This is a genomic window from Pseudomonas sp. GWSMS-1 (genome assembly GCF_049847425.1).
In the GTDB taxonomy this organism is placed as follows: domain Bacteria; phylum Pseudomonadota; class Gammaproteobacteria; order Pseudomonadales; family Pseudomonadaceae; genus Aquipseudomonas.
Window position 1 is genome coordinate 2,546,918 of the sequence record NZ_JBMHHV010000005.1, and the last position, 21,623, is coordinate 2,568,540.

Here is a 21,623-nt window from a genome sequence, read left to right on the forward strand (position 1 = left end):
AGTGCCATCTACTTCCACACCACCGCTTTAAGCTCGCGCAGCATGTCGGGCAGGCTCATGTGCTTGCTCAACTCGGCATACACGAACCAACCACGCACCATCACCCAGGCAGGTAGGCCGCACACGAAGAAGGCGCCGGCCAATGCAATCAGCCCGATATCGTCGTTGGCCCAATGCTGCAGCTCAAACCAGCGGATCACGAACGCTCCGCCAGTCAGGCTTGATACAACAGTGCAGATCATCGCCACCACGAACTCACGCGGCGTCTTGGGCAATGTCATCGCCATCACAACGATGGTCACCAACACTGCAGAGAACGCGCCCAGCAGGCCAAGCTTGTACAGCGCGATCCCGCCGAATGCGGTGGAGGCTGGCTCAGTCATGTCACGTGCTCGCATAGTGGATACCTTGGCCATCGCCGGCCGGTCTCTGCTTATAGGTCCAGCACAGCAATGCGCCGCCATCCGCTTGGAGCAAAGAGGCGTGCATGTGTGCTGGGTGTCAGGGATAAAAGGCCCGGTGTGATCGGGCAAGGGCTGTTGGGTAACAGCTGGGGGATAGCGGAAACGAAAAAGCCCCGGCGGTTAGGCCAGGGCTTTTGAAGCGGTAAAACCGCAAGATGGGGAGAAATGTACAGCCCGTGTAATCCACTGTCAATAACCACAGCGTGTACATTTAAACAGTCACGCCACCTCTTGGTAGTGGCACAGCGCGGCATCAACCCAGGCAGCACCCACCATCACCAACTCTTGAGCGCGAACATGGGTCACAGGCTTGCCCAGCGCCGCGGTCATCAACTGACCAAGGCGGCGGTAGCTCATGCCCTGGTGCCGGTAGTAGTTCCACAGGGCTAGGCCCGCTTCCTCATAGCGCTCGAACAAGCGGCACACCTTGCCATCGATCAGCAGGGCCAGCTCATCAGTGATACAGGGATCAGGGGCGCGCTCAACCTGCACATGGTCACGCATAAGCGCCAGGCTGGGTGAAACGTAGCTCGGCACGCCGGACTGCACACGCAGCCACACACCCCACTCTTGCAGCATGTACTCAGTATCCAGGTGTTGCATGGCTATCCCCTCAATCGCCAGTGAAGTGCGCGCCGCCCGCGCCCTTCTTGTTGTTGCCCTGGTAGTCCGCCGCCGGCCCCGTTACGGGAACCAGGCCAGCACGCTCCAGTTGTTCTCTTTGCTGCTCAACCTGCCGATTGGCCCGGTTCAGCCTTACCCGCAGCTGTTGCACCATCTGCTCAAGGCTCAGCGCCTGATTGGTCGCACGATCGATCAACCCAGCCCCGTTGCAGCCCGCGCAATCCATCACATGAAAGATGCCCTTGATAACGCCCTGCCCTTGGCACACCTCGCAGCGCACCAGAGGGATTACCGCCACCTGCCTGCTCACTGCGCCGCCTCGACATAAGGCTTCAGCGTTACCCGCACCGCACCGCCTGGGCGAACCTCAGTGCTCAGGCTGCACTGCGTCACAAACAAGCAGTCATCAACGCCCAAGGCATCGGCCAAGCCGTCACGGCCAGACTTGAACGCGGCGATCAGGTTGTCGTCGTCACGGCGTTGGCGGTTCGGTGGCATGAACTCAATCACCAGCAGCAACCGCCCAGCAGGCGCAGTCAGGCCAACCAGCTTGGCGTGCAACAAGCAGCTGTTGCGGTACGCCTTGGCAGCACGGCTGCGGGTCGCCCAATGGCTGCGAGCGTTCGGGCTCAGCACCTTCGGAGGCCAGGGCAGCAGCACCTGATTGCAGTCCTTTTTGCCCATCTTCATCCTCTACCCGTGAATACACTGGAAACGCCCGGAGCGCCCGCAGCGTCTAGGCTTGCGGCTGTTTGCGGGGATGCAGCAGCGGCAACATTTAGGCCGTGCGCGATTGCAAAGCCGCACTCATCAAGACGGGCATGCCATAGCTCAAGCGCTTCACGGCAGCGGCCTGCAACGTCACGGGTCAGATAGGTTTCGGCTGTCTTGCCAAGGCTGTGGTTGATCAGCCGCTCACCGATAAAGTGATCCACACCCAGCTCAGACAGCGAGGCCCGCATCAGCTTGCGCAGGTCATGGCTCGACCACTTGCCGCCCGATATCGACCGGAACATTGAATGCGCTGTAGTGGCCGACAACCGAGCGCCGCCCCTCACCGGGAACACCCAATCACCCTGGGCGCGGGCATCAGGCAAGGCAGCCCGATAGCGCGCCAGCAACGCCAGCACCTGAGGCGTCAAAGGCAGCTCATGCAGGCGGCTGGACTTGTTCGCGGGGATCACCCAAAAGCGCTCAGCCCTCGAAATATGCGCCCAAGTGGCCTTGAGCGTTTCCGATATGCGCGTGCCGTGGGCCAACATCATCAAAGGCAACAGGCCGCTCACCGGGTCTTTGTCGAAGGCCTCTGAAAGGTGCGCCACCAAAGGCGGCAGGTCGATGCGCGACAACGCAGCAGGCTTGCTCTTGATGGGTGCGCTGTCGAAGTCCTTGAACGTGATAGAGGCCATCGGGTTGATCTTGATGCGCCCCGTCTTCTCGGCTGTCGCGAACGCCCGACGCAACACCTGAATGGCCTTCTGCTGGGTGGCGGGCTTCTTCCCGTCGCCACCCATGCGCCAAATCAGCTTGTCATCCACAACCCGCCGATCCAGCTTCTTGATGGCCACACGCGCCAGGGCCGGGAGAATGTTCACCTTGGCCATCGAGACCACGTTCTTCCTGTAATCCGAGTTCGCCGGATACTTCTGCTCAACCCTGCGCAGCCACCACAACACCACATCACCCGTGGTGCGCAGCTCGCCCGCCTTCTTGCTTGCAGCAGCCATCAGTGCTCAGCCTCAGCCATTGCCCGGCGCTCAAACTCAATCAGCATGTCGATGCAGTGCTTGGCCTTCTCCAAGTCCTGAATGCCGCCCTTCTGCCGAAACCGCGAGATGTACTTGATGGCCGTGTGCTGGCAGGCGTCCAGGCCGTTGGCCATGCTGTACTCCATGGGCTGGATCTTCATGCCCTTGTAATGCGCGCCACCCACCTGGGTATCCAAGGCGCTTTCAGTCTTGATTGGCTCAGCCATCACGCCACCTCCTTCTCTTCGCCAACAATCATCAAATGCCGCTCGCAGATCGCCTGAGCCTCTTTCGGGTCATCGCACACCTTGCCGATGAACTCCCCGCGCACACTGGCCCGGTAAAGCGCGGCGCCGTCGACGACGAACTTCGCCACCTTGTAGGTCGGCGTGGTGTTGCTCAGCGCAACGAACTCGGATTGCTTGGCCCACTTCAACGGCCACCTCCTACACGCTTACTCATTGGCCGCCCGTGCCCGCTCAGAACCCCAATCGAACACCAGGGCAATGCCGCCGTTCTCGCGCAAACGGTCAACGCAACGGTCACCCAGTGCGCTCGGCAGCTCGCCCGGCATCAGGTTGGAAATAATCACGGTCGGCAGCTGCTGCTCGTAACGCCCGTTGATCACGTTGAACAACGCAGCCTGCTCGAACTCGGTTTGCTTGGTGGCACCCACCTCATCGATCACCAGCAGCGCAGGGGCAATCAGCCGCTCATAGGCCTGCGCCTCGGTGTATTCCGCGTCACGGCCAAAGCTGGCCTTAACAAACTGCATCAGCCCATGCACCGTGCGGTACACCGCCGCACCGCCATGCTCACGCACCACATGCGCCGCAATAGCCGCACCCAAGTGCGTCTTGCCAGTGCCCACGTTGCCCAGCAGCAGCAAGCAACGGCCGGCGGCGCGGTGCTCATCGAAGCGCTGCGCATAGTCCTGGCACGCCTTCAGCACCGAGGCCTGGCGAGCACCCACAACGCGGTAATCAGCAAAGCTCTTACCGGCAAAGCGCGGGGGGATCAGTGCATTACCAAGCCGGCGCTCAAGGCGCTCCAGTGCATGCTGCTTCTGCTGCTCGCCCTGCTCCAAGGCATCACGCCGGCGCTGGTCATGCTCTGCGCAAGCCGGGCAACCGCTGTAATCCTCACGGTGCTTGGTCAGGGTCGCGATGTACTCGCCATGCTGCTGGCAGTCCGCATAACGCTTAGCGATCACCCCAAAGCGCGCCTCAAGCGGCTGCACAACCAAATCAGAATTTGTACGTGCCATCGCCGTTGCCCTCCAAACCTTCGGTGTAATCGCGCTCGCCGTTAAACCCGTGATGCTTGCCCAGCAACGCGGCGGGCAGCTCATCCTCCCAGCGCTTGCCGTTCAGCCAGGTGGCTGCATGCGGGATGAAAGAGCCACCGTCCTTGGTCCAGTCCGGGGACTTAGCCTGCTTGGCCAGGGCCACCAACACCCGAGCTTGAAGCGAGCGATCAGGGCGCAGCTTTGCCCAGGCCTTCTCGGCGCCCTGCCGGGCAGTCTTGCGGGGGTAGGCCAACCAGAACTGAGCGAACCCATCCAGCGGATCAGGTTTCGATGCGGCAGGTGCTGAGGCGCATGCCGAAGGCTTTTGATCTTCTTGGTTATGGTTATTGGTTTCTGGTTCTTGGTTAGTTTTCGATCCGCTTTCATCTAGCAACCCAGAAATAACCGGCTTGGTTTCTTCTGGGTTATTGCTAGGTTTCTTCGGGCGCCCACCGGCTTTGCCATTGGTAGCGGCTTGCTTAGCTTTCGCGTGGTACTTGGCTATCACCTCATCACAATGGCTGTGGCTCCAGCCGGCATCAGAGAGGCTGAAAAACTCATCAAGCACCGCTTTAACCTCACCGGCTGACTGGCGCATACGGATGATCCGCGCCAACTCGTCAGGCGTGCCAACCAAGGGCTTCTCGTTGAGGTAATACAGATCAAGCAGGCGGCGATAAGCCAAGTCTTCAAGCGGCTCAAGGTGAGCAGTGCGCAGGGTGTAATCGCCAGGGTGGAATGAATAGAAATTCACAGGCCACCCCCCTGCCCGATGCGCGTCTCGCTCTCACGATCGCACACCTCAAAAAGCGAGGGCTCACATGCTACGATCCAAATGCCACCAAGCACCCAAACCTTAAGCAAGGAGCCCTCATGAAAATTGACCCAGAAGATTACAAAACCCAGGTTCCTCCGTACCGCAATCCGCCGCCGGAGCCCACGCCCGAAAAGGAATAGGAAATGAGCTATAGCCGCACCCACTACGAAGCCGGTCTCGATATCGACTACGCCATCGAGCTGCACGCCCGCCACCTCAAGCTCTACCGGCACCTGCGCTGGGTATTCAGCCTGGTGTTCTTGGCAGGCGGCGCCGCCGTGTTCAGCAACATCTCGGCGCTTGGCGGTTACGCAAAGTGGACGGGCGCGGCTATCGCCTTGGCGGCCATCATTGACCACCTGCTGGCACCGGCCGACAAAATCGCGCGGCACGCAGACCTCAAACGCCGCTGGTGTGAACTGCGAGCAGATAAAGACAGCCTCGACCTGCAGACCCTGGACAAACAAATCAGCGCTCTCACCGGCGAAGATGTCCACATCATCAGCGCCTTGGAAAAGCCAAGCTTCAATGCAAACCTTCGCAGGCACGGCCGCGATGGTTTCGCCCGGAAATTGAATCCATGGGAATGGATCGTTTCGGTAATCGCATAACATCGGCAATTCTCGCGCTACGTTTTCACATTGCGCAAAACGTGGCGCGGTTAGGGTGGTATTGCTCGGGGAAGGCTGCATGTGCATAATCGACTCCGTATGTTGTTGTTGAAGAAGCCCGGTTGCCCCCGGGCTTTTTTGTGCCTGAAATTCAGAGGGTGGTATTAGCTAGTGCAAGGCCAAAACCCCCGCTACCGATCCGCGCATTGCGCCGACTCAAGCTTTTTTTGCGGAAGTAATAAGGCCCTGTAGGGCGTCAATCAGCTCCTGCGCCTGCTTACTGATCTGGCGCCGCTCAAGGCTGGTCAACACGTTGTCTGCAAGCGCGTCGTGAACGGTGCGCGCTACATCGCCGAACTCAGCCACCACCTCGTTAAGTGCCAACTGCACAGGCAGCGCCGTAGCGGCCTCACGGCTAACCAAGGCCTGGCCGAACTCGGCCGCCAGCGCCTGCAGCGGGCGCAAATCGCCTGTGTGCAGCATCACGCCGTAGAGGTGTTCGATGGTCAGGTGGTGCGCATCGTTGTCAGGGTTTGAGCGCTGCAGAAGGCTCACATGAGGCAAGCCCATCTTGGCCGCCAAGCTCTTTGGCTCGTTGTCCTTGATCGTGTCGTGGCAGGCGCGCAGGAAATCTTCCATCTCGTAAAACCTCGTTGTTCTTTCCGTGGTGCCCTGGCTGTGCCTGAGCGAATCTGGTGTCAATGGATCAGGCGGCGGACTTCTTCGGGGCCGCCTTAGCCAATAGCCAGTCAGCGGTGAACTCTCCGCCTGAGGCCCTAGCGAGGCTTACGGCGTAGGTGGTTTCACCGGTGTAATCGGTTCTAGGAAGAGTTCCCTTTGCAAGCCACTTATCAACTGCTTGGCGGCGAACACCGCAGACCTTCGCGGCAGAAATTGCGCCGCCTACCTTTTCGACAGCTATGGAGATTGCGCTCATGGCGTCCCGCTCTTATCAACTTGCGGTTGATATTAGAGATCAACTGACTATTGCGCAAGCTGTGTGCAACCATCAACTCATGGTTGATACTCAAGACATAAAAGCGGGATTTGTAGCCCGCCTGAATAAGGCTCTAGACGCCATTCCGGGTGTTAGGGCTGGCCGTGGGCGGAATGTTGACCTCTACGAGGGAATCCGTAACAACCCCCAGGCCAAGGCAAGCACGCAAGCGACACATAAATGGCTAAGCGGTGAGTCAATGCCAAGCCGCGGCAACATGCTGGCTATCGCTGAGTGGTTGAACGTGCGAGCCGAATGGCTGGCCTATGGCGAAGGCGACATGCGCCCAACCCCGCCAGTAGCGGATGAACAAACTCCACGCGCCTCACTGCTTGAGCAGCTGCACCAGCAAAACCCAAGGCACTACCAAACCGACCTTTACGAGGCAGCACCGGTCGAGCAGCGCGAGGCCGTCGACGACATGGCCGAGAAGATGCTCAAGCTATCGCCGGAACAGGCCAGGAAGCTCAAGCAAGCAATGGATTTGTTGATGCCGGATAATGGACCAAACAAAAACTGATCACCCTCCCCTGATCCCAGATTCAGGCCTATACCCGCATACCTTGGCGTCGCTAAGAGCTATGACTGTGGACGCCTTCCCGGATTCAGCTCGGCGGTTACAGCTTTTCAACACGCTGACCGTATACTTGGAGCTGTTGGAGTGCACAGGCCTAGCAGCCTTCATTTGGGTCGATGGCTCATTTATGTGCACCAAGGCTGAGCCCGACGATATCGACCTGGTTGTGGTGTATGACGCTGCTCGCGTTGACACCCTTCCAGAATCATCATGGGAAGTAATTACAGGCCTTCTCGACACCAGAATTGTAAAAGCCCGCTTTGGCCTTCACGTTTTTAACGTGGCATCCGATGATGAAGACGGGCTAACCTTTTGGTTTCAGAAATTTGGCACGCAGCGCGATGAAGTCACCCCTAAAGGGCTGGCTGAACTGAGGATCAACCATGACTGAGCAAGCAAATCGCATAGATTGGCTTGAGCGCCAGCTAGCTCAGGTCAATGGTTTCATCACCCGTGACCGGGAGCGCCTGCAAGCAGAGCCTAATAAGTTCTCGGCCAAACTGTCTTTGGACTCTTGGATAACCCACCAAGAAGAGCTGCGCCAGGAGCTGCGCCAAGCAAAAGCCGCCTTGCAGCATGAGGTTGTAGAGCTGCGCCTCATAGGCCGCCGCATGGACGGCAGCATACCGTTGCGTTTGCTCACCAAATTGTCGGGTAAATTCAACACCATACTGGCGCACACGGCCTACCATCTGCGCCACGGCAAAGGCCCAAAACGTAAAGGGCTTGAACCTCTTTTTGACGAGATGGACATGCGCCTCTCAGGCCTAACATTTGGCTCAACTCGCTTGGTATTCGCCGGCAACATCGCCCCAGACCTAACCGGTGACTCAGCCATGGGCGGCGCCCTGGAGAAAATATTCTCCGTACTTGAGAGCCAAGAGCAGGCGCAGATACGCGAACTGGTAACCGTTATTGGGGTACCCGCCACCAAGACATTGAGCGAGCTATTGGGCGACCTAGAGCGGCAAGACATCGGGGCCGAGCTGACCTGGCCGGCGCCGAACGCCAAGCTCTACAAATGGGGCGGTAGTCTGGCAGATGTACGCCAAGCGCATGAGCGCCTATCCCCCCTTGAGCGCATAAAGCCAGAAGAAATAACCCTGCATGGCCGCGTAGCGCAGCTTAAAGACACCGGCGCGTTTTACATCCGCGAAGAGGATGGCAGCCAGGTGAAGATCAGCTACAACCGCCAACAGTACGAGCATGTGCAGCAGTACACCTTAGGCATGACGGTTGCCGTTAAAGTGATGCGCTACGTTGAGCGTGACCCGCTAACTGAACAAGAGCGAGCCACCTACAAACTAGTGACCGAAGAGTGAAGCACCGGTAACACATCATTACGTCTGGTAATAATCCAGACGGAACCAAGATGCTATAAACTAGACTAATACAGTGAACACAAAACAAACCTAGGAGGGGACCTATGCACAACCTACGAGATGGCTGGGAAGACTACTAAATGGCTGTAGCGGAACAAGGAGCGTACCTAATACTCGGCGAAACCATAGGGTTTTGGATACAGACGGCAGTCATCCTGCTTGGCGCAGGGGCTGCCGTTCTTACTATATGGTTCAATGGGCGCTTGTCACGTGAGTCGATCAATCACAACGGCATACTCAACAGGGCGTCGATTGAACACAACGAAAAAATTGCACGGCAACGGGCCACCATCGACCTGCTGATGACCCAGCGCGCAGACAACACCCTTACCACCGCCAAAAAAGCGGTTGGGTCTATCCACAACACCGGAGGGGACTTCACCTCCCTGGCGGCGGCCAATAAGACCCAAGACCCGGAACGCGGGCACATCCTATCAATCATCAACAATTACGAATTTATTGCCCTAGGCATACGTGAAGGCGCACTGGATGAAAACATCTACAAGCGCGCCGTTTACAGCCAAGTGCTGCGTGATTGGCGGGCAATGAAGGCCTTCATCATGGAGCTGCGCCGCCAGAACAAGATCGAAACCCTATTCCAAGAGTTCGAGGTACTGGCCCGCCGCTGGGAGCAAGAGCCGCTTAAGTGCGACGCCTAACCTAAAGCTCCACAAAAACCCGCTTCGGCGGGTTTTTTTATGCCTGGAATAAAATATCAACTTTCGGTTGTTGACATATATCAACCCGTGGTTGATATTTACTCCATCGCCGGCCAACACCGGCAGCAAGACAAGCCGGAGACTCGCCGGCTAGCACGGGACAGGCGAACCGATCCCCCAGCCCCTGACAAAGGGACCGACTGGCTCCAGATGGAGATGCTCTTTAGAGACACCAAGTTTTCACTGATGCGCCTTGGCAACAGGGCGCATTGGGAAAACAACCGAGTAGAGGAACCACCATGGCCAGCCCTAACAACCATAAGAGCTGCAAGCAGCTTATTCGCGAACACAGCATGGCGCGTGTACTGCGCACCAGTCTGAATCGTCGCCACTTCCAGTTGCGTCCTCTTAGTCGCATGGATGCAGTTGAGCAGGTTCAGCGCTACCGCTAACCCAATCCCCCACCGACAAATCGGGGGCGCCACCCAGCAACGCATGATGCCGCGCTGGGGCTATGCAGGTTTGCCGCCTGGGCATAAGGCACCGATCACCTGCATGCAGGGCGTATCGGGTGTGATCTGGATGCGCAGGAAAGCGCACAACTGGAAGTTGGCAGCCCGTCTGGCGTATGCCGGGGTAGCACCAGCGGTTAACGGGTAAAGCTGAGCCGAAAAAATGCCACCGCCACCGAGGCGGCCAGATCAAACCCCGATGCGCACTTTCGCGCATCACAACCAGAGCGAATCGTTCATTCCGACTGGGTAGGTACACCGCCGGGAGGCGGCACTCGCGAGCCAGGTTTACATAGGGATTGATTCCGCCAGGGCTACTACACCCAAAGGCAGCCGGAGGGCGCAACCGGCACTAATTCCATAGGTGGCCACTGCGTGCCCAGTGAGCGCGCAACCGGAGGCCATAGCCATGAAGTAAGCCATCGCAACACCTGCGCGGCGCAGTAAGCCTGAAGGCTGCGCCCAGCACCTGACAGGCAGCGGCCAAGCGGGGCGACGATGTGACCGCGCATCATTGGGCCAAGCCCAAAGCCCCACCCGAACGTACAGCGCGATTCCCGGCACCGGGTTCCCGATGCCGGGCTTTTTCCCTACCCAGTACCCATAAGCAGCCCCATCAAGCCGCATCCTTGCGGGAGTCTGGTGGTGAGGTGTGGCTGGCTTATGGGTACTAACAACACAGGTGCACAGCATGAACGCCATTCAGCAAGCCAAAGCCACCATTCAAAACCTTGCCACCCTGCTGCGTGGCACAGAGCATGCCCGCGCCGCATTCGCAGCCAAGCGCCTGCCAGAAGTGCCAAAGCCGCGCGCGGTTCAGCTCTATGTGTTTAGCGGCATGGTCCACATCCGTGACGCCGACACCGGCCGGCCGCTTGGCTTTCGCCAAGGCTACCTTGAGGCCGATCAGCTAGGGCGAGACCTGGTGAGCGGCAACACCGGCACCCCAGCAATGGCCGGGAGTGCAGGTTAATGGCGCGCGGCGTAAACAAAGTCATCCTAGTGGGCACATGCGGCCAAGACCCGGAAACCCGCTACCTGCCCAACGGCAACGCGGTCACCAACCTGAGCTTGGCCACCAGCGAACAGTGGACGGACAAGCAAACCGGCCAGAAGGTCGAGAAGACCGAATGGCACCGCGTGTCGCTGTTCGGCAAGGTCGCGGAAATTGCGGGCGAGTACCTGCGCAAAGGCTCGCAGGTGTACATCGAGGGCAAGCTGCAAACCCGTGAGTGGGAGAAGGACGGCATCAAGCGTTACACCACAGAGATTGTGGTGGATATGCAGGGCCGTATGCAGCTGCTTGGCGGCCGGCCAGAAGGTCAGCAGTCGGGCAGCGCGCCTGATCGCCAGCAAACGCCCCGCCCGCAGCAGCAGGCACCCCGGCCCAGCGCGCAACCGGCACCGGACTTCGACAGCTTCGATGACGACATACCGTTTGCCGACCCCTACCGGGGCGCTCGGTGCCTAATCATCTGACCAACACCAGGGCGCACACAGCGCCCTTTTCTTTGCGAGTCACCCCATGATCGACCAATCAAGCATCGAGGCGCGCAACAGCTTGCGCCACAACCTGGCCGCCAAAATGGCCGCATTCGAAGCCCACAACGGCCCCGTTCAAACGCTGCCCATCCGCATCGGCAACGAGCCCATGCCGGCTTTCCGCATCAACTGCCCCGACAAGCCCAAGGCAATCCCGGTGGTGCGTGTGCGCAAGACGGCAGGCGAGCGCAAGCCACGGCCCAACATGGTGCTCAAGCAAAGAAAGATCGCCGCCATCACTGAGCTGGCCGGCAAGGGCCTGACCATTGAAGACATCGCCGACCAGGCGCCCTTCACGCCAAAGCTCACGCCCAAGTACGTGCTCAACATGATCTGGACCCACCGCATCCCACGCGGCCGCCAAAATGATCTGGAGGCGTGATGGCCAAGACCACCCAGGAGCGCTCAGCGAACTCGGCAAAAAAGGCGGCAGCAGCCGGCGAGGAAGAACTGCGCCACAAGGTACGCCCCGGCATCCGCGCCATGCTGGCCGACCTCATGCGCTGGCACGGCATCACGGTCATATCCGAAGCCATCCAGAGCATGATCATCAACCTGCATGCCCTGGGGCCTGAAGGCTCCGCCCATGCACTGAAAAGCCCGCGCCACACTTTCGAGATAAACGAAAACGTGGCGCGTGATTTATACAACCTAGGTGCACGCCGCGCGGCAAAGCTCGACGCTGACGACCTGCCCTAACACCCCTATCCCAAGCCCAGCGCCAGCAGCGCAGCGGGCTGATATTGCCTGGAGAAAGATATGCACTCATCTGTGCTGATTGGCCGCAAGGGCGTGCCAGTCGTATGCAAAACCCTGGGCCCGATGGAGCTGAGGCTTGCGATCCAGCCTGACAATGATCGAGAAGAGTACCTACTGCTTCTGATTGAAGAGCTGGCATTGCGGGTAGATGCCGCGACGAAACTTGGCGGCGACTACGACGACCGCGACGATGACGACGAGCTGATCGAAAAGCTAAGCCTGGCTGATCAGGTAAGCCGAGCAGGACGACAAGTAACCAGCATGCTTGAGCGGATGGATAAGAACCGCTCACAGCTCAATGAGGTTCTTCGGCTGATCAAGTCAGCGCTGCTCGATCAGGCATTGGTAGCAAGCCAGGAAGAGCGGCTTAGCGCCATCTTGCAAAGCATGGGCGCGGTTAAAGAGCTGATCGGGAAGCCATGGGACGATTTGAAGCCGTGACCCACTACCCCAAGCGATCGCGCTGCCAAGCCTGCTCAAAGCGCCTTAATGACTGCCTGCACCTTCCCTTCCACACCATGCCAGTACACCGGCAGGACGGCGCCGACACGGTAGTCATCTGCACTGAGTTCACAACGGCAAGCGGTGAGGTGGGTAAGCTGTTCTTTCACGACCACCACCGCCGGCGCAGGAAGTAACCACCCTACCCGCCCACTCCCTGCCTGATGCTCGGGCGGGAGGTTGGCGGCGGTAGTTAAGCACACGCCGCAGAATATTCCTTTGCAATTGCAAAAATTGGTTTTGCAGTTGCAGCCCCACTTAAACGAATCACGCCACTGGCGAGGGATAACCATGCCTATTGAAACCGTCACTCTCGCCATCGCTGGCATCAACCCATCAGACCGCCGCTGCTGCTTCGTTGCTGAGCAGGATGCAGAGAATGTTGCGGAGGCGCTAAGCCAGGGGCTGATTGTTGTCCCGATTACAGCCAAGACCGCCCGCGAGATATTCGGCCAGACAATCGACGACATCTGCGTGATAGCGCGATGACCCGCCCCACCTACTGCCGCCACACCAAGCAGCGCATGGCTGTATGCCCTTGCCTCTGCTGCCAGCCCATCACGCCGGAGTAACCAGCAATGGACATACCACCCCATAGGCACCCGCTTTATCTGGACGGCCGGATTGCTAGGCAGTCCGGACAAGGGCGCAATGCTTGCCCGTTCGCAACCCTGGATATCCGCCGCCGCTGCCTATGGCTGGGCGGCTGGAATGACGCCGATATGGAGGCAGCATGACCACCTTCACCGAAAGCGCCGCCGTACAACGCATCAACGCCCAGCTAAACGAACGCTTCCAGCAGCTATCAACCGGCATCGTTTACCGGGTAGTCATGGAGCGCGCCGGCATGTGCGAGCTGGAAAGCATTGGCCGAGGCACCAACTACCGCAGCCGCGAACAGCTGAACAACCCCGAGAACTGGAGGCGCATGCCATGAGCGAACAAGCCCGAATTGAAACTGCTATCGACACCACGATTGATAACTGCGAAGTGCTCCGCGCCCGCCTGGCCAAGTACGAGGATGCGGATGCGGATGCGGATGCGGATGGTAAGCCGATCACAACCATAGCCGAGCAGGCGCGGGAGATTGAGCGGCTTGGTGCCGAGCTTGAGGATGTGTTGGTTGATTGGGGCCAGATTCGCCTTGAGCTTGCCGCCATGAAAGCACAGCCGAGCGGGGTGGTGCTGCCGGAGCGTGACGATGCGAGTGCTTACGAGGCTTTTTACGCTGAGAAAGCAAAGACCTTGCCGCTCCCTCTCGGTAATACTCCACTGCGCTATAGCGGCGGCCAGTACATAAACGATTTTGCCCTGTTCGGCTGGATGGTGTGGGAAGCGTGCTTATCTGAAGTCGCCCGCCTCAACCAGCCTGCCAGCGCTGGCGACCGGGAAACCCTGTCGTACCTGATGGAGCGCTTCGACAATGAAGTGTGGGTGTGTCAGCGCTGCTCGCACGAAGAACCAACCAACGACATGGACTCGGCAGGCTATCTGCGTGAGTACCTTGCTGGAGCACTTACTGTCATCACAGGCGTGGTGGATGAGCGGGTGGCGTTTGAGGCTTGGCGGCTTGAGAAGTTTTGCGGTGGTGTCGAGCGCTTGAAAAAGTGCAGTAACGCGCCAGACGTTTACTACTACACCGCCGAGCAGGAAGCCTGGATGGCCTGGAGCGCCCGCGCCGCCCTATCCGCTAACCATAGTGAGCAGGTGCAGGTTCCGCGTGTCGCCACGCCTGAAATGAAGGCGGCGATATGGGCAGAGCTTGATCGCCAGGGGCTCGATTCGGATTTGGTTGAAACTCAGTCACTGTATTTCGCGGGGATAGCCGCCGCCCCATCGGCTGCCTGCCAGCATCGCTTTATGTTTTTCGGTGATCAGCCAAAACGCCGCTGTGCTGATTGCTGCGCGGTAGAAGACGCCGCCCCATCAGCAGGCAGTCAGAAGGAGCAAGGGTGATGGCAGCAAACAACGTCACCAGCTTCGATTACACCAACCGACTGGGCATCAAGAAGATGCCGCCAGGCTATTTGCTGATCGGCCTAGACAGCGGGCACTTTCTCTTTGAGCGCGAGAGCGACGAGGAAGAATCAGCCATTCACTGGAACCGCTGGGCCGTGTGGCGCTGGGCCTGGCAGGACTACAACGACCAGCAGCGGAGTAACTAACGATGTCAGACAAAGTAGAACTGCCAATTAGCTGCATTGTTAATGGTATCCAATGGAGCTTGTACACATTCCAATTCAATACGCCTGACGGCGAGTTTTGCTGGTATTTCCACGCAATATCTGACGAGCACGCCGCTGCGATGCTTAGCGAGATGAAAGAAACGGCAGAGCTGAAAGGGCGAATGATCGAGGCAGGATTATGACTACTGGCAAATACGAACTTGTTATTAAGTGGGCGAGCGGCCAAAGCACAATTTGCGGAGAGATGACGGATCATCAGCACGGCGAGATATGTCGAATACTTTCGCCTGATTACCGCGCCCAGCTGCCCAGCCAAGGGGGCGAGGCTGTTGAGGTTGTAACAACCTGGCACCCCGACTCGCGCAGCTATGAAGAGCAAATCGTAAAGCACGATACAAAAGGCAGCCGCAAATCGCTTGGCGCTATGAACGCAAAACTACGCGCAAAGGTCGGCAGGCTTGAGCGAGAACTATCAACCGTCAAGCAATCCTTGACAGTTGAGCCTGTTGCCTACGCAGCCTTTGCTGAAAACGGAAACATTCGCATGTGGTGTCGGTCGGCGATTGGCATGTGCGAGCTACTCGATGAGCATGGCAACAAGGCTGTTCCGCTTTACACAGCCCAGCCATCGCCTGACGCTGAGCTGGTTGAGTTGTTGCGTAGCAAGTTCCCGCGCATTGATCCATGCAAGCCGGTGCCGCTGGATGAAAAGGCACACTGCTGCGAGTACACGATTTATGTTGAGCGCGAGCGACTGCACCGTCTTATCGACGCCAAGCTGGCCAGTCTCAAGCCATGAGCCAGCCCGCCTACCTAAAGGCCCAGCTCGTATGGGCCTACGAAATGCGCCACCTGCCCAAGCCAATGCCCTGGCGCCGGATCGGCCGAGCCCTCGGCGTCAGCTCTGGCGCAATCTGCCTGGCCGTTCACCGCGCCACACAAAAAGGCATTAGCCACCTGGCCTAGCCTGAAACTTAAACCCCATCTTTAACTGTGCCGGCGCGAGTCGGTGGAGAGGTATTCCTGTGTCTGAGATAACTGATATTCGCTCAAAAAAAATAATAGACGTACCAGATGAGTCCGCATTCCTTGCAATCGGGGCGGCCCTTGGCGGCGAGCTGGTCAAGACCGCTCACGCCTTTTCAGTGAGACCGTGGGCGCCCGAGTCCACTAATAATGCCATCAGATCGTTTAATGAAATGTGTGCACAGAACAACCTAGCAAGTGTTTGGGATGCAGCTGTGGTCGCCCTTGACGTGCTGGTCGAGCAGCAGTCAATGCAGTCTGATGCCAAGGCAAAAGACCTCTTTGAGCGCGCGATAAGGGAGGACTTAGCGTGCCCCTTCTGCGGTCAGGGCGACACAAGGATGGTAAGGGCGATCAGAGGGAGTGTGCACGCAAGGCGCGGGCACTATGTCGAGTGCATGAATTGCGGCGCCACAGGGCCGAACGGGTACGCAGACAAGGTCTCGGCGCGAGCTGGGTGGGCCGGGCTTGACCGGCTGCCTACACCTGCCCCGCCTAAAACCAACTAACCCCTTCCACCCTCCCCGGCAGGGGTAGAGAGGTATCCAATGAGTCTTGCAACCCTTGAAGAGTGGGCGGCCGAGAACTTCAAAACGCCGCCCAGCACCAACACCCTGCGCAAGTGGGCCAGAGAGGGCTCAATCCAGCCCGCCCCGGTAAAGCATGGGCGCAGCTACTATGTTGAGATTGACGCCCGCTACCACGAGCCACCAAAGCCTCAGCCTATCCCGCGAGGCTCAAGCCTACTCAACCGAATAGAGGCCGCCCGCAATGTCTCCAAGGCCGCGTGATCCAGGCAGCAAAGACCTTGCCGGCCTGAACCTGTACCGCAAGCTGGATAAGCGCAATGGCGTGACGTACTACCAGTACCGCGACCCAGTGTCTGGCCGATGCTTTGGCATGGGCACCGATAAGGAGGCCGCCATTCGTGAAGCGGTGGCCGCCAACCATGCGTTGAACGCTGCGCCGGTATCACTGGCGCAGCGGATCACTGAGCAGCCAGAGCCTGCCGGCCTTCTGTTCTCGGCCTGGCTGGTCGAGTACCGGGAGATTTATCAGGCGCGCGAGCTATCACCGGCCAGCGTGCGCAACGCACGCATGCGGATTAACCGGCTTGACGTTGCGCTGGGCGGCAAGCCAATACGGACGATCACCACAATGGACGTGGCGGGCTACTTGGCGGGCGTGGCCAAAGGTGGCAAGGGGCAAATGTCCAGGGCGATGCGCTCACTGCTGCGCGACGTTTTCGTCGAGGCGATGGCGGTTGGCTGGACGGATAGCAATCCAGTAGATGCAACCAAGGCGGCGCGCGTGAAGATCAAGCGGAAGCGCCTGACCCTGGATCTGTGGAAGGCGACCTATGCGGAGGCCAAGCAGTCATGGCTAAAGCGGGCCATGGAGCTGGCTGTACTTACGGGGCAGCGGCGGGAGGATGTGGCGGGGATGTTGTTCAAGGATGTGCGCGACGATCACCTGCATGTGATCCAGTCAAAGACCGGCGCGCGCCTGCGCATTAGTACCGGCTTGCGGCTTGAGTCGACAGGGCTTGAGCTGGGCGCGGTGATTAAAAGCTGTCGCGATATGGTAGTGTCCAAGCACCTGATCCACCACGCACGCACCATCAGTCGTGCCAAGGCAGGGCAAAGCCTTGTTTTGGACACGCTGAGCAAGGAGTTTGCCGCGGCCCGGGATCGAGCCGCTACCAAGCTCGGGCTTGATCTTGGCGACCACCCGCCGACCTTCCATGAAATGCGCTCGCTGGCTGCAAGGCTGCACGCCGCAGAAGGTCGCGACCCGCAGGCTTTGCTCGGTCATCGTCACGCGAAAATGACCGACCTGTACCGTGATGCGCGCGGGGCCGAGTGGATCGACGTGGCATAATGCGCGCCGGAATTTTGGGGAGGATTTGGGGAGGTTTTGGAGAGCCAACACAGCCCCTTATAAATCAATGACTTACAGCCTATACGGCATCAAAGCCTGCGACACCATGAAGAAAGCCCGCACCTGGCTCGACGAGCACGGGGTAAGCTATGCCTTTCATGATTACAAAACCTGCGGCATCGACCGCGGCAACCTGGAAAAGTGGTGCAACGAGCATGGTTGGGAAATCGTCCTAAATCGCGCAGGCACCACCTTCCGCAAGCTGGACGAGGTGCAGAAAAGCAACCTCGACCAGGACAAGGCGATCGAACTGATGCTCGCCCAACCGTCGATGATCAAACGCCCCGTGCTGGATCTCGGCAACAAGACCCTGGTCGGCTTCAAGGCCGACCGCTATGCCGCCGAACTGGGTTGACCACTCGGCCCACATGAATTTGCGGTAAGGAAAATAAAATGAGCACCACCCTCTTTAGCCTGGCCTTCGGCGTTGGCACCCAGAACCGTCAGAGCAACTGGCTGGAAGTCTTCTACGCTCAGCCACTGCTCAACCCAGCCAGCGAGCTGGTTAGCAAAGTCGAAGAACTACTGGGTTATACCGGCGGCAACCAGGCCATCAGCATCACTACCGCTCAAGCCGGCGACCTGGCCGAAGCGTTGAAAAATGTAGACCCGACGCAAGCCGCCCTGCTCACCCGCCTGGCCGAAAGCCAGAAGCCGTTAGTCGCCACCCTGCTAGCTGAAGATACTGCGCTGACCAGCACGCCTGAGGCTTATCTCAAGCTGCACCTGCTGTCGCATCGCCTGGTCAAGCCACATGGCTTGAACCTGACCGGTATTTTCCCGCTGCTGCCAAACGTCGCATGGACCAGCCAAGGCGCAGTCGATCTGGCTGAGCTGGCTGAACGCCAGCTTGAAGCACGCTTGAAGGGCTATTTGCTCGAAGTCTTCTCGGTGGACAAGTTCCCGAAAATGACCGACTACGTGGTGCCGGCGGGTGTGCGTATCGCCGACAGCGCGCGTATTCGCCTGGGCGCCTACGTGGGCGAAGGCACCACCGTGATGCACGAAGGCTTTGTTAACTTCAACGCCGGCACTGCAGGCCCAGGCATGATCGAAGGCCGCGTGTCCGCGGGTGTCTTCGTCGGCAAGGGTTCGGACTTGGGCGGCGGCTGCTCGACCATGGGCACCCTGTCCGGTGGCGGCAACATCGTCATCTCCGTCGGTGAAGGCTGCCTGATCGGTGCCAATGCCGGTATCGGCATTCCATTGGGCGACCGCAACACCGTGGAATCCGGCCTGTACATCACTGCCGGCACCAAGGTGGCGCTGCTGGATGCCGACAACAAGCTGGTCAAGGTGCTTAAAGCCCGCGAACTGGCCGGCCAGCCGGACCTGCTGTTCCGCCGCAACTCGCAAACTGGCGCCGTGGAGTGCAAAACCCACAAGTCAGCGATCGAGCTGAATGAAGCCCTGCACGCTCACAACTAAGCGCAGCGCAGTTGCCACAGGCCGGGCTAATGCCCGGCCTGTTTATTTATACTCAGCAGACAGCTCCTGGATGCCGAAGCCAATGTCACTGAACTCCCCCTGGCGCGCTGACTTCCCTGGCATTTTGGCCCTTGAGGCCGAGGGCCAGACCTACCTGGACAGCGCCGCCACCGCACAAAAACCCCAGGCCATGCTCAATGCCCTGCTCGGCTATTACGCCGGCGGTGCCGCCAACGTGCATCGTGCCCAGCATGTGCCCGGAGAACGCGCCACCCGCGCCTTCGAGGCCACCCGCGAGCAGGTTGCACGCTGGCTGAATGCCGCCGACGCGCAGCAAATCATCTTCACCCGCAGCGCCACCGAAGCCTTCAACCTGCTGGCTTATGGCCTGGAACAGCAGTTTCAGCCGGGCGATGAGATCGTCATCAGCGCCCTGGAACATCACGCCAACCTACTGCCCTGGCAACAGCTGGCTCGGCGCCGTGAACTTAAGCTGGTGGTGCTGCCGCTGGATAGCCTCGGCCTGATCGACCTGGCGCAAGCCGCGCAGCTGATCGGCCCGCGCACTCGCTTGCTCGCAGTCAGCCAGCTGTCCAATGTACTCGGCAGTTGGCAGCCACTTGAATCACTGCTGGCACTGGCACAGGCGCAAGGCGCGCTGACCGTAGTGGACGGCAGCCAAGGCGTGGTGCACGGCTGCCATGATGTGCAGGCGCTGGGCTGCGACTTCTACGTCTGCTCTAGCCACAAGCTCTATGGCCCGGACGGAGTCGGCCTGCTTTACGGCCGCACGCACGCCTTAGAACAACTGGCGCACTGGCAGTTTGGCGGGGAGATGTTGTTGCACACCGACTACCGCAACGCCAGCTTCCGCCCCGCACCACTGGGCTTTGAGGCTGGTACGCCACCGATTGCCTCGGTGATTGCCCTCGGTGCCAGCCTGGATTATCTGAGCAGCCTCGATGCCGATGCCGTTGGTGCCCATGAAGCCGCCTTACACGCCGAGCTGCTCAGCGGCCTGCAGCAGCGCCAGGGGCTACGCCTGCTCGGCACGCCGAACGTCGCCCTGGCCAGTTTCGTGGTCGAGGGGGTGCACCATGCCGACCTCGCCCACCTGCTGAGCGAACAAGGCATTGCCGTGCGCGCCGGCCATCACTGCGCCATGCCCTTGCTGCAAGGTCTCGGCCTGAGCGGCGCGCTTCGCGTATCCCTCGGGCTGTATAACGATACGGCTGATCTACAGCGCCTTTTCACCGCACTGGACCAAGCCCTGGAGCTGTTGCAATGAGCCTGCCCACCAGCGCCCAAGCCGCACTGGAGGCCTTCAGCGCCTGCCAGGGCTGGGAACAACGGGCACGCTTGCTGATGCAGTGGGGCGAGCAGCTGGCGCCACTCAGCGACAGCGAACGCTGTGAAGACAATCGGGTCAGCGGCTGTGAAAGTCAGGTCTGGCTGCTGATCGAGACAACAGGGCAATACCGGCAATTTCGCGCTTACAGCGATGCACGCTTGCTGCGCGGGCTGCTCGCCTTGTTGCTGGTACGGGTCAACGGTTTGACCCTGACGGAGATGCAGCAGCTGGACCTGCCCGACTGGTTTGCCCAACTCGGCCTGGCGCGCAACCTCTCACCCTCTCGCAGCAATGGCTTACAGGCCGTGCTCACACGCATGCAGCAGTTACTGGCAAGCGACGCTTAAAGTGCGTTCTGACCCGCAGCAAGGTCGAGCGAATTTAAATGCTCCTGCAATCGCTGCACCTCACCCCTCACGGCCAGCTGACGCAAACCGGCATTGAACACCGCACGCAATTCATCGGCCTGGGCTTCGTTCTTGCGAAACAGCAGGTGCAGCGACTCGCGATTGAGAATACGCGGGTGATGGCTGATAGCCGCACGCTCAGCCGGTGAGAACATGCGGCGCAACATGGCATAACCCACCGCACGGTCCTGCACAAAGGCGTCCACACGGCCCAGGCTCAGCAAACGTAAACCGGTGCCTTCTTTGCCACCCTGCTGCACGCGCAACTCCCCAGCCTGCAGGGCCGCATCAAACTGCGGGCCATAGGAGTAACCAAGTGTGGTGGCGATGCACAGCGCCTTGAGGTCTTCGACAGTCGCCCAATCCAGCGGCTGCTCGCTGCGCTGGAACAGTACAAATTCGCCCTGCACCAGAGGGTCACTGCAGGCGCTGATGCGTTGTCGCTGCGCTGAGCAGGAATAGGGCATCACCGCATCCAGGCTGCCCTGCTGCAGCATTAACAGGTTGCGCTCCCAGGGGTGGTAAACGAACTCGACCTGGTAGCCTGCCGCATTGAAAACCTCACGGATTAAGCGTGCCAGCGCACCACCATCCTCGCGCTGCTGGTCAACATAAGGCGCCCAGTCGCCGGTACCAACACGCACAACCGGTTGAGCACTGACATCCAGGCCCCTCAGCAGGAGCGCAAGCGGCAGCAGATAACGCAGGGGACGGTTTAGCGCACGATGCAACAGGGACAACACAAACACCTCAACAGATAACCGCCAGCATGTCCCTGCTGAGGTTCGATCAAAGCAGGTCAT

General features: G+C 59.4%; 35 protein-coding genes. 23 read left to right on the forward strand and 12 right to left on the reverse strand.

Annotated features, from left to right (window positions below):
* Positions 1-8: 8 nt before the first annotated feature.
* The 9 genes from ACEPAJ_RS15595 to ACEPAJ_RS15635 all read right to left on the reverse strand — a co-directional run bounded on the left by ACEPAJ_RS15595 (position 9) and on the right by ACEPAJ_RS15635 (position 4,878).
* Positions 9-398 (reverse strand): hypothetical protein, encoded by a 390-nt coding sequence (locus ACEPAJ_RS15595; protein WP_425915947.1) that lies wholly within the window; start codon positions 396-398, stop codon positions 9-11.
* Between the two features lie 285 nt (positions 399-683).
* A complete protein-coding gene (locus tag ACEPAJ_RS15600) occupies positions 684-1,067 on the reverse strand; it encodes a hypothetical protein (RefSeq protein WP_425915949.1) in 384 nt (127 codons plus the stop codon).
* 10 nt (positions 1,068-1,077) lie between these two features.
* Complete coding sequence (locus ACEPAJ_RS15605; protein ID WP_425915951.1) at positions 1,078-1,398, reverse strand: hypothetical protein; 321 nt, start codon at positions 1,396-1,398, stop codon at positions 1,078-1,080.
* Positions 1,395-1,778 carry an endodeoxyribonuclease RusA gene (locus tag ACEPAJ_RS15610; protein WP_425915953.1) on the reverse strand — a complete coding sequence of 128 codons (384 nt, stop codon included), beginning with the start codon at positions 1,776-1,778 and terminating at the stop codon, positions 1,395-1,397. Before ACEPAJ_RS15610 ends, ACEPAJ_RS15605 begins: the two co-directional genes overlap by 4 nt.
* A complete protein-coding gene (locus tag ACEPAJ_RS15615; protein WP_425915954.1) occupies positions 1,775-2,815 on the reverse strand; it encodes a tyrosine-type recombinase/integrase in 1,041 nt (346 codons plus the stop codon). The genes ACEPAJ_RS15610 and ACEPAJ_RS15615 overlap by 4 nt, the downstream gene beginning before the upstream one ends.
* The gene (locus ACEPAJ_RS15620; protein ID WP_425915956.1) at positions 2,815-3,063 is read right to left on the reverse strand and encodes a DUF3310 domain-containing protein; all 249 of its coding nucleotides are present in this window, start codon (positions 3,061-3,063) and stop codon (positions 2,815-2,817) included. Before ACEPAJ_RS15620 ends, ACEPAJ_RS15615 begins: the two co-directional genes overlap by 1 nt.
* The gene (locus ACEPAJ_RS15625; protein ID WP_425915958.1) at positions 3,063-3,272 is read right to left on the reverse strand and encodes a hypothetical protein; all 210 of its coding nucleotides are present in this window, start codon (positions 3,270-3,272) and stop codon (positions 3,063-3,065) included. Before ACEPAJ_RS15625 ends, ACEPAJ_RS15620 begins: the two co-directional genes overlap by 1 nt.
* 18 nt (positions 3,273-3,290) lie before the next feature.
* Complete coding sequence (locus ACEPAJ_RS15630; protein ID WP_425915960.1) at positions 3,291-4,103, reverse strand: ATP-binding protein; 813 nt, start codon at positions 4,101-4,103, stop codon at positions 3,291-3,293.
* Complete coding sequence (locus ACEPAJ_RS15635) at positions 4,084-4,878, reverse strand: YdaU family protein (RefSeq protein ID WP_425915962.1); 795 nt, start codon at positions 4,876-4,878, stop codon at positions 4,084-4,086. Before ACEPAJ_RS15635 ends, ACEPAJ_RS15630 begins: the two co-directional genes overlap by 20 nt.
* Positions 4,879-5,084: 206 nt before the next feature.
* On the opposite strand from ACEPAJ_RS15635, the gene ACEPAJ_RS15640 reads away from it, so the two are divergent.
* Positions 5,085-5,552 (forward strand): hypothetical protein, encoded by a 468-nt coding sequence (locus ACEPAJ_RS15640; protein ID WP_425915964.1) that lies wholly within the window; start codon positions 5,085-5,087, stop codon positions 5,550-5,552.
* 216 nt (positions 5,553-5,768) lie between these two features.
* On the opposite strand, the gene ACEPAJ_RS15645 is transcribed toward ACEPAJ_RS15640, so the two are convergent.
* Both ACEPAJ_RS15645 and ACEPAJ_RS15650 read right to left on the reverse strand, forming a co-directional pair.
* Positions 5,769-6,191: a phage regulatory CII family protein gene (locus tag ACEPAJ_RS15645; RefSeq protein WP_425915966.1), complete on the reverse strand. Its 423-nt coding sequence runs from the start codon at positions 6,189-6,191 to the stop codon at positions 5,769-5,771.
* Positions 6,192-6,258: 67 nt separating this feature from the next.
* Positions 6,259-6,489 (reverse strand): hypothetical protein, encoded by a 231-nt coding sequence (locus ACEPAJ_RS15650; protein ID WP_425915968.1) that lies wholly within the window; start codon positions 6,487-6,489, stop codon positions 6,259-6,261.
* Here ACEPAJ_RS15650 and ACEPAJ_RS15655 point away from each other — a divergent pair.
* From ACEPAJ_RS15655 to ACEPAJ_RS15760, 22 genes are all read left to right on the forward strand, one after another.
* Positions 6,473-7,069, forward strand: coding sequence for a hypothetical protein (locus ACEPAJ_RS15655; RefSeq protein WP_425915970.1), 597 nt, complete (start codon positions 6,473-6,475; stop codon positions 7,067-7,069). The genes ACEPAJ_RS15650 and ACEPAJ_RS15655 overlap by 17 nt on opposite strands.
* The gene (locus tag ACEPAJ_RS15660) at positions 7,050-7,517 is read left to right on the forward strand and encodes a DUF6932 family protein (protein WP_425915972.1); all 468 of its coding nucleotides are present in this window, start codon (positions 7,050-7,052) and stop codon (positions 7,515-7,517) included. Before ACEPAJ_RS15655 ends, ACEPAJ_RS15660 begins: the two co-directional genes overlap by 20 nt.
* Positions 7,510-8,448, forward strand: a complete 939-nt coding sequence (locus ACEPAJ_RS15665) for a hypothetical protein (RefSeq protein WP_425915974.1) — start codon at positions 7,510-7,512, stop codon at positions 8,446-8,448. The genes ACEPAJ_RS15660 and ACEPAJ_RS15665 overlap by 8 nt, the downstream gene beginning before the upstream one ends.
* Positions 8,449-8,588: 140 nt before the next feature.
* Complete coding sequence (locus tag ACEPAJ_RS15670; protein ID WP_425915976.1) at positions 8,589-9,167, forward strand: DUF4760 domain-containing protein; 579 nt, start codon at positions 8,589-8,591, stop codon at positions 9,165-9,167.
* A gap of 299 nt (positions 9,168-9,466) precedes the next feature.
* Positions 9,467-9,619: a hypothetical protein gene (locus tag ACEPAJ_RS15675; protein WP_425915978.1), complete on the forward strand. Its 153-nt coding sequence runs from the start codon at positions 9,467-9,469 to the stop codon at positions 9,617-9,619.
* A gap of 751 nt (positions 9,620-10,370) precedes the next feature.
* Positions 10,371-10,652, forward strand: coding sequence for a hypothetical protein (locus tag ACEPAJ_RS15680; RefSeq protein ID WP_425915980.1), 282 nt, complete (start codon positions 10,371-10,373; stop codon positions 10,650-10,652).
* The gene (locus ACEPAJ_RS15685) at positions 10,652-11,158 is read left to right on the forward strand and encodes a single-stranded DNA-binding protein (protein ID WP_425915982.1); all 507 of its coding nucleotides are present in this window, start codon (positions 10,652-10,654) and stop codon (positions 11,156-11,158) included. Before ACEPAJ_RS15680 ends, ACEPAJ_RS15685 begins: the two co-directional genes overlap by 1 nt.
* 46 nt (positions 11,159-11,204) lie before the next feature.
* Positions 11,205-11,603, forward strand: a complete 399-nt coding sequence (locus ACEPAJ_RS15690; protein WP_425915984.1) for a hypothetical protein — start codon at positions 11,205-11,207, stop codon at positions 11,601-11,603.
* Positions 11,603-11,920, forward strand: coding sequence for a hypothetical protein (locus ACEPAJ_RS15695; RefSeq protein WP_425915986.1), 318 nt, complete (start codon positions 11,603-11,605; stop codon positions 11,918-11,920). The genes ACEPAJ_RS15690 and ACEPAJ_RS15695 overlap by 1 nt, the downstream gene beginning before the upstream one ends.
* 72 nt (positions 11,921-11,992) lie before the next feature.
* Positions 11,993-12,421: a hypothetical protein gene (locus ACEPAJ_RS15700; protein ID WP_425915988.1), complete on the forward strand. Its 429-nt coding sequence runs from the start codon at positions 11,993-11,995 to the stop codon at positions 12,419-12,421.
* Positions 12,422-12,772: 351 nt separating this feature from the next.
* On the forward strand, positions 12,773-12,970 hold the full coding sequence (locus tag ACEPAJ_RS15705) for a hypothetical protein (RefSeq protein ID WP_425915990.1): 198 nt from the start codon (positions 12,773-12,775) through the stop codon (positions 12,968-12,970).
* A 244-nt stretch (positions 12,971-13,214) separates the two neighbouring features.
* Entirely contained in the window at positions 13,215-13,418 is a 204-nt protein-coding gene (locus ACEPAJ_RS15710; RefSeq protein ID WP_425915992.1) for a hypothetical protein, read from the forward strand.
* Positions 13,415-14,437, forward strand: coding sequence for a hypothetical protein (locus ACEPAJ_RS15715; protein ID WP_425915994.1), 1,023 nt, complete (start codon positions 13,415-13,417; stop codon positions 14,435-14,437). The genes ACEPAJ_RS15710 and ACEPAJ_RS15715 overlap by 4 nt, the downstream gene beginning before the upstream one ends.
* Positions 14,437-14,646 carry a hypothetical protein gene (locus tag ACEPAJ_RS15720; RefSeq protein ID WP_425915995.1) on the forward strand — a complete coding sequence of 70 codons (210 nt, stop codon included), beginning with the start codon at positions 14,437-14,439 and terminating at the stop codon, positions 14,644-14,646. Before ACEPAJ_RS15715 ends, ACEPAJ_RS15720 begins: the two co-directional genes overlap by 1 nt.
* Positions 14,647-14,648: 2 nt before the next feature.
* Positions 14,649-14,849, forward strand: coding sequence for a hypothetical protein (locus tag ACEPAJ_RS15725; protein ID WP_425915997.1), 201 nt, complete (start codon positions 14,649-14,651; stop codon positions 14,847-14,849).
* The gene (locus ACEPAJ_RS15730; RefSeq protein ID WP_425915999.1) at positions 14,846-15,466 is read left to right on the forward strand and encodes a hypothetical protein; all 621 of its coding nucleotides are present in this window, start codon (positions 14,846-14,848) and stop codon (positions 15,464-15,466) included. Before ACEPAJ_RS15725 ends, ACEPAJ_RS15730 begins: the two co-directional genes overlap by 4 nt.
* A 775-nt stretch (positions 15,467-16,241) precedes the next feature.
* On the forward strand, positions 16,242-16,484 hold the full coding sequence (locus ACEPAJ_RS15735; RefSeq protein WP_425916001.1) for an excisionase: 243 nt from the start codon (positions 16,242-16,244) through the stop codon (positions 16,482-16,484).
* Positions 16,465-17,574 carry a phage integrase Arm DNA-binding domain-containing protein gene (locus ACEPAJ_RS15740; protein ID WP_425916003.1) on the forward strand — a complete coding sequence of 370 codons (1,110 nt, stop codon included), beginning with the start codon at positions 16,465-16,467 and terminating at the stop codon, positions 17,572-17,574. Before ACEPAJ_RS15735 ends, ACEPAJ_RS15740 begins: the two co-directional genes overlap by 20 nt.
* A gap of 67 nt (positions 17,575-17,641) precedes the next feature.
* The gene (locus ACEPAJ_RS15745; protein ID WP_425916005.1) at positions 17,642-17,989 is read left to right on the forward strand and encodes an ArsC family reductase; all 348 of its coding nucleotides are present in this window, start codon (positions 17,642-17,644) and stop codon (positions 17,987-17,989) included.
* A gap of 38 nt (positions 17,990-18,027) precedes the next feature.
* The gene (gene dapD / locus ACEPAJ_RS15750; RefSeq protein ID WP_425916007.1) at positions 18,028-19,062 is read left to right on the forward strand and encodes a 2,3,4,5-tetrahydropyridine-2,6-dicarboxylate N-succinyltransferase; all 1,035 of its coding nucleotides are present in this window, start codon (positions 18,028-18,030) and stop codon (positions 19,060-19,062) included.
* A gap of 82 nt (positions 19,063-19,144) precedes the next feature.
* Positions 19,145-20,350, forward strand: coding sequence for an aminotransferase class V-fold PLP-dependent enzyme (locus ACEPAJ_RS15755; RefSeq protein ID WP_425916009.1), 1,206 nt, complete (start codon positions 19,145-19,147; stop codon positions 20,348-20,350).
* Positions 20,347-20,760, forward strand: coding sequence for a SufE family protein (locus ACEPAJ_RS15760; protein ID WP_425916011.1), 414 nt, complete (start codon positions 20,347-20,349; stop codon positions 20,758-20,760). Before ACEPAJ_RS15755 ends, ACEPAJ_RS15760 begins: the two co-directional genes overlap by 4 nt.
* Here the strand turns inward: ACEPAJ_RS15760 and ACEPAJ_RS15765 are convergent.
* A complete protein-coding gene (locus tag ACEPAJ_RS15765) occupies positions 20,757-21,560 on the reverse strand; it encodes a substrate-binding periplasmic protein (protein WP_425916013.1) in 804 nt (267 codons plus the stop codon). The two genes, ACEPAJ_RS15760 and ACEPAJ_RS15765, sit on opposite strands and share 4 nt — an antisense overlap.
* Between the last annotated feature and the right edge of the window lie 63 nt (positions 21,561-21,623).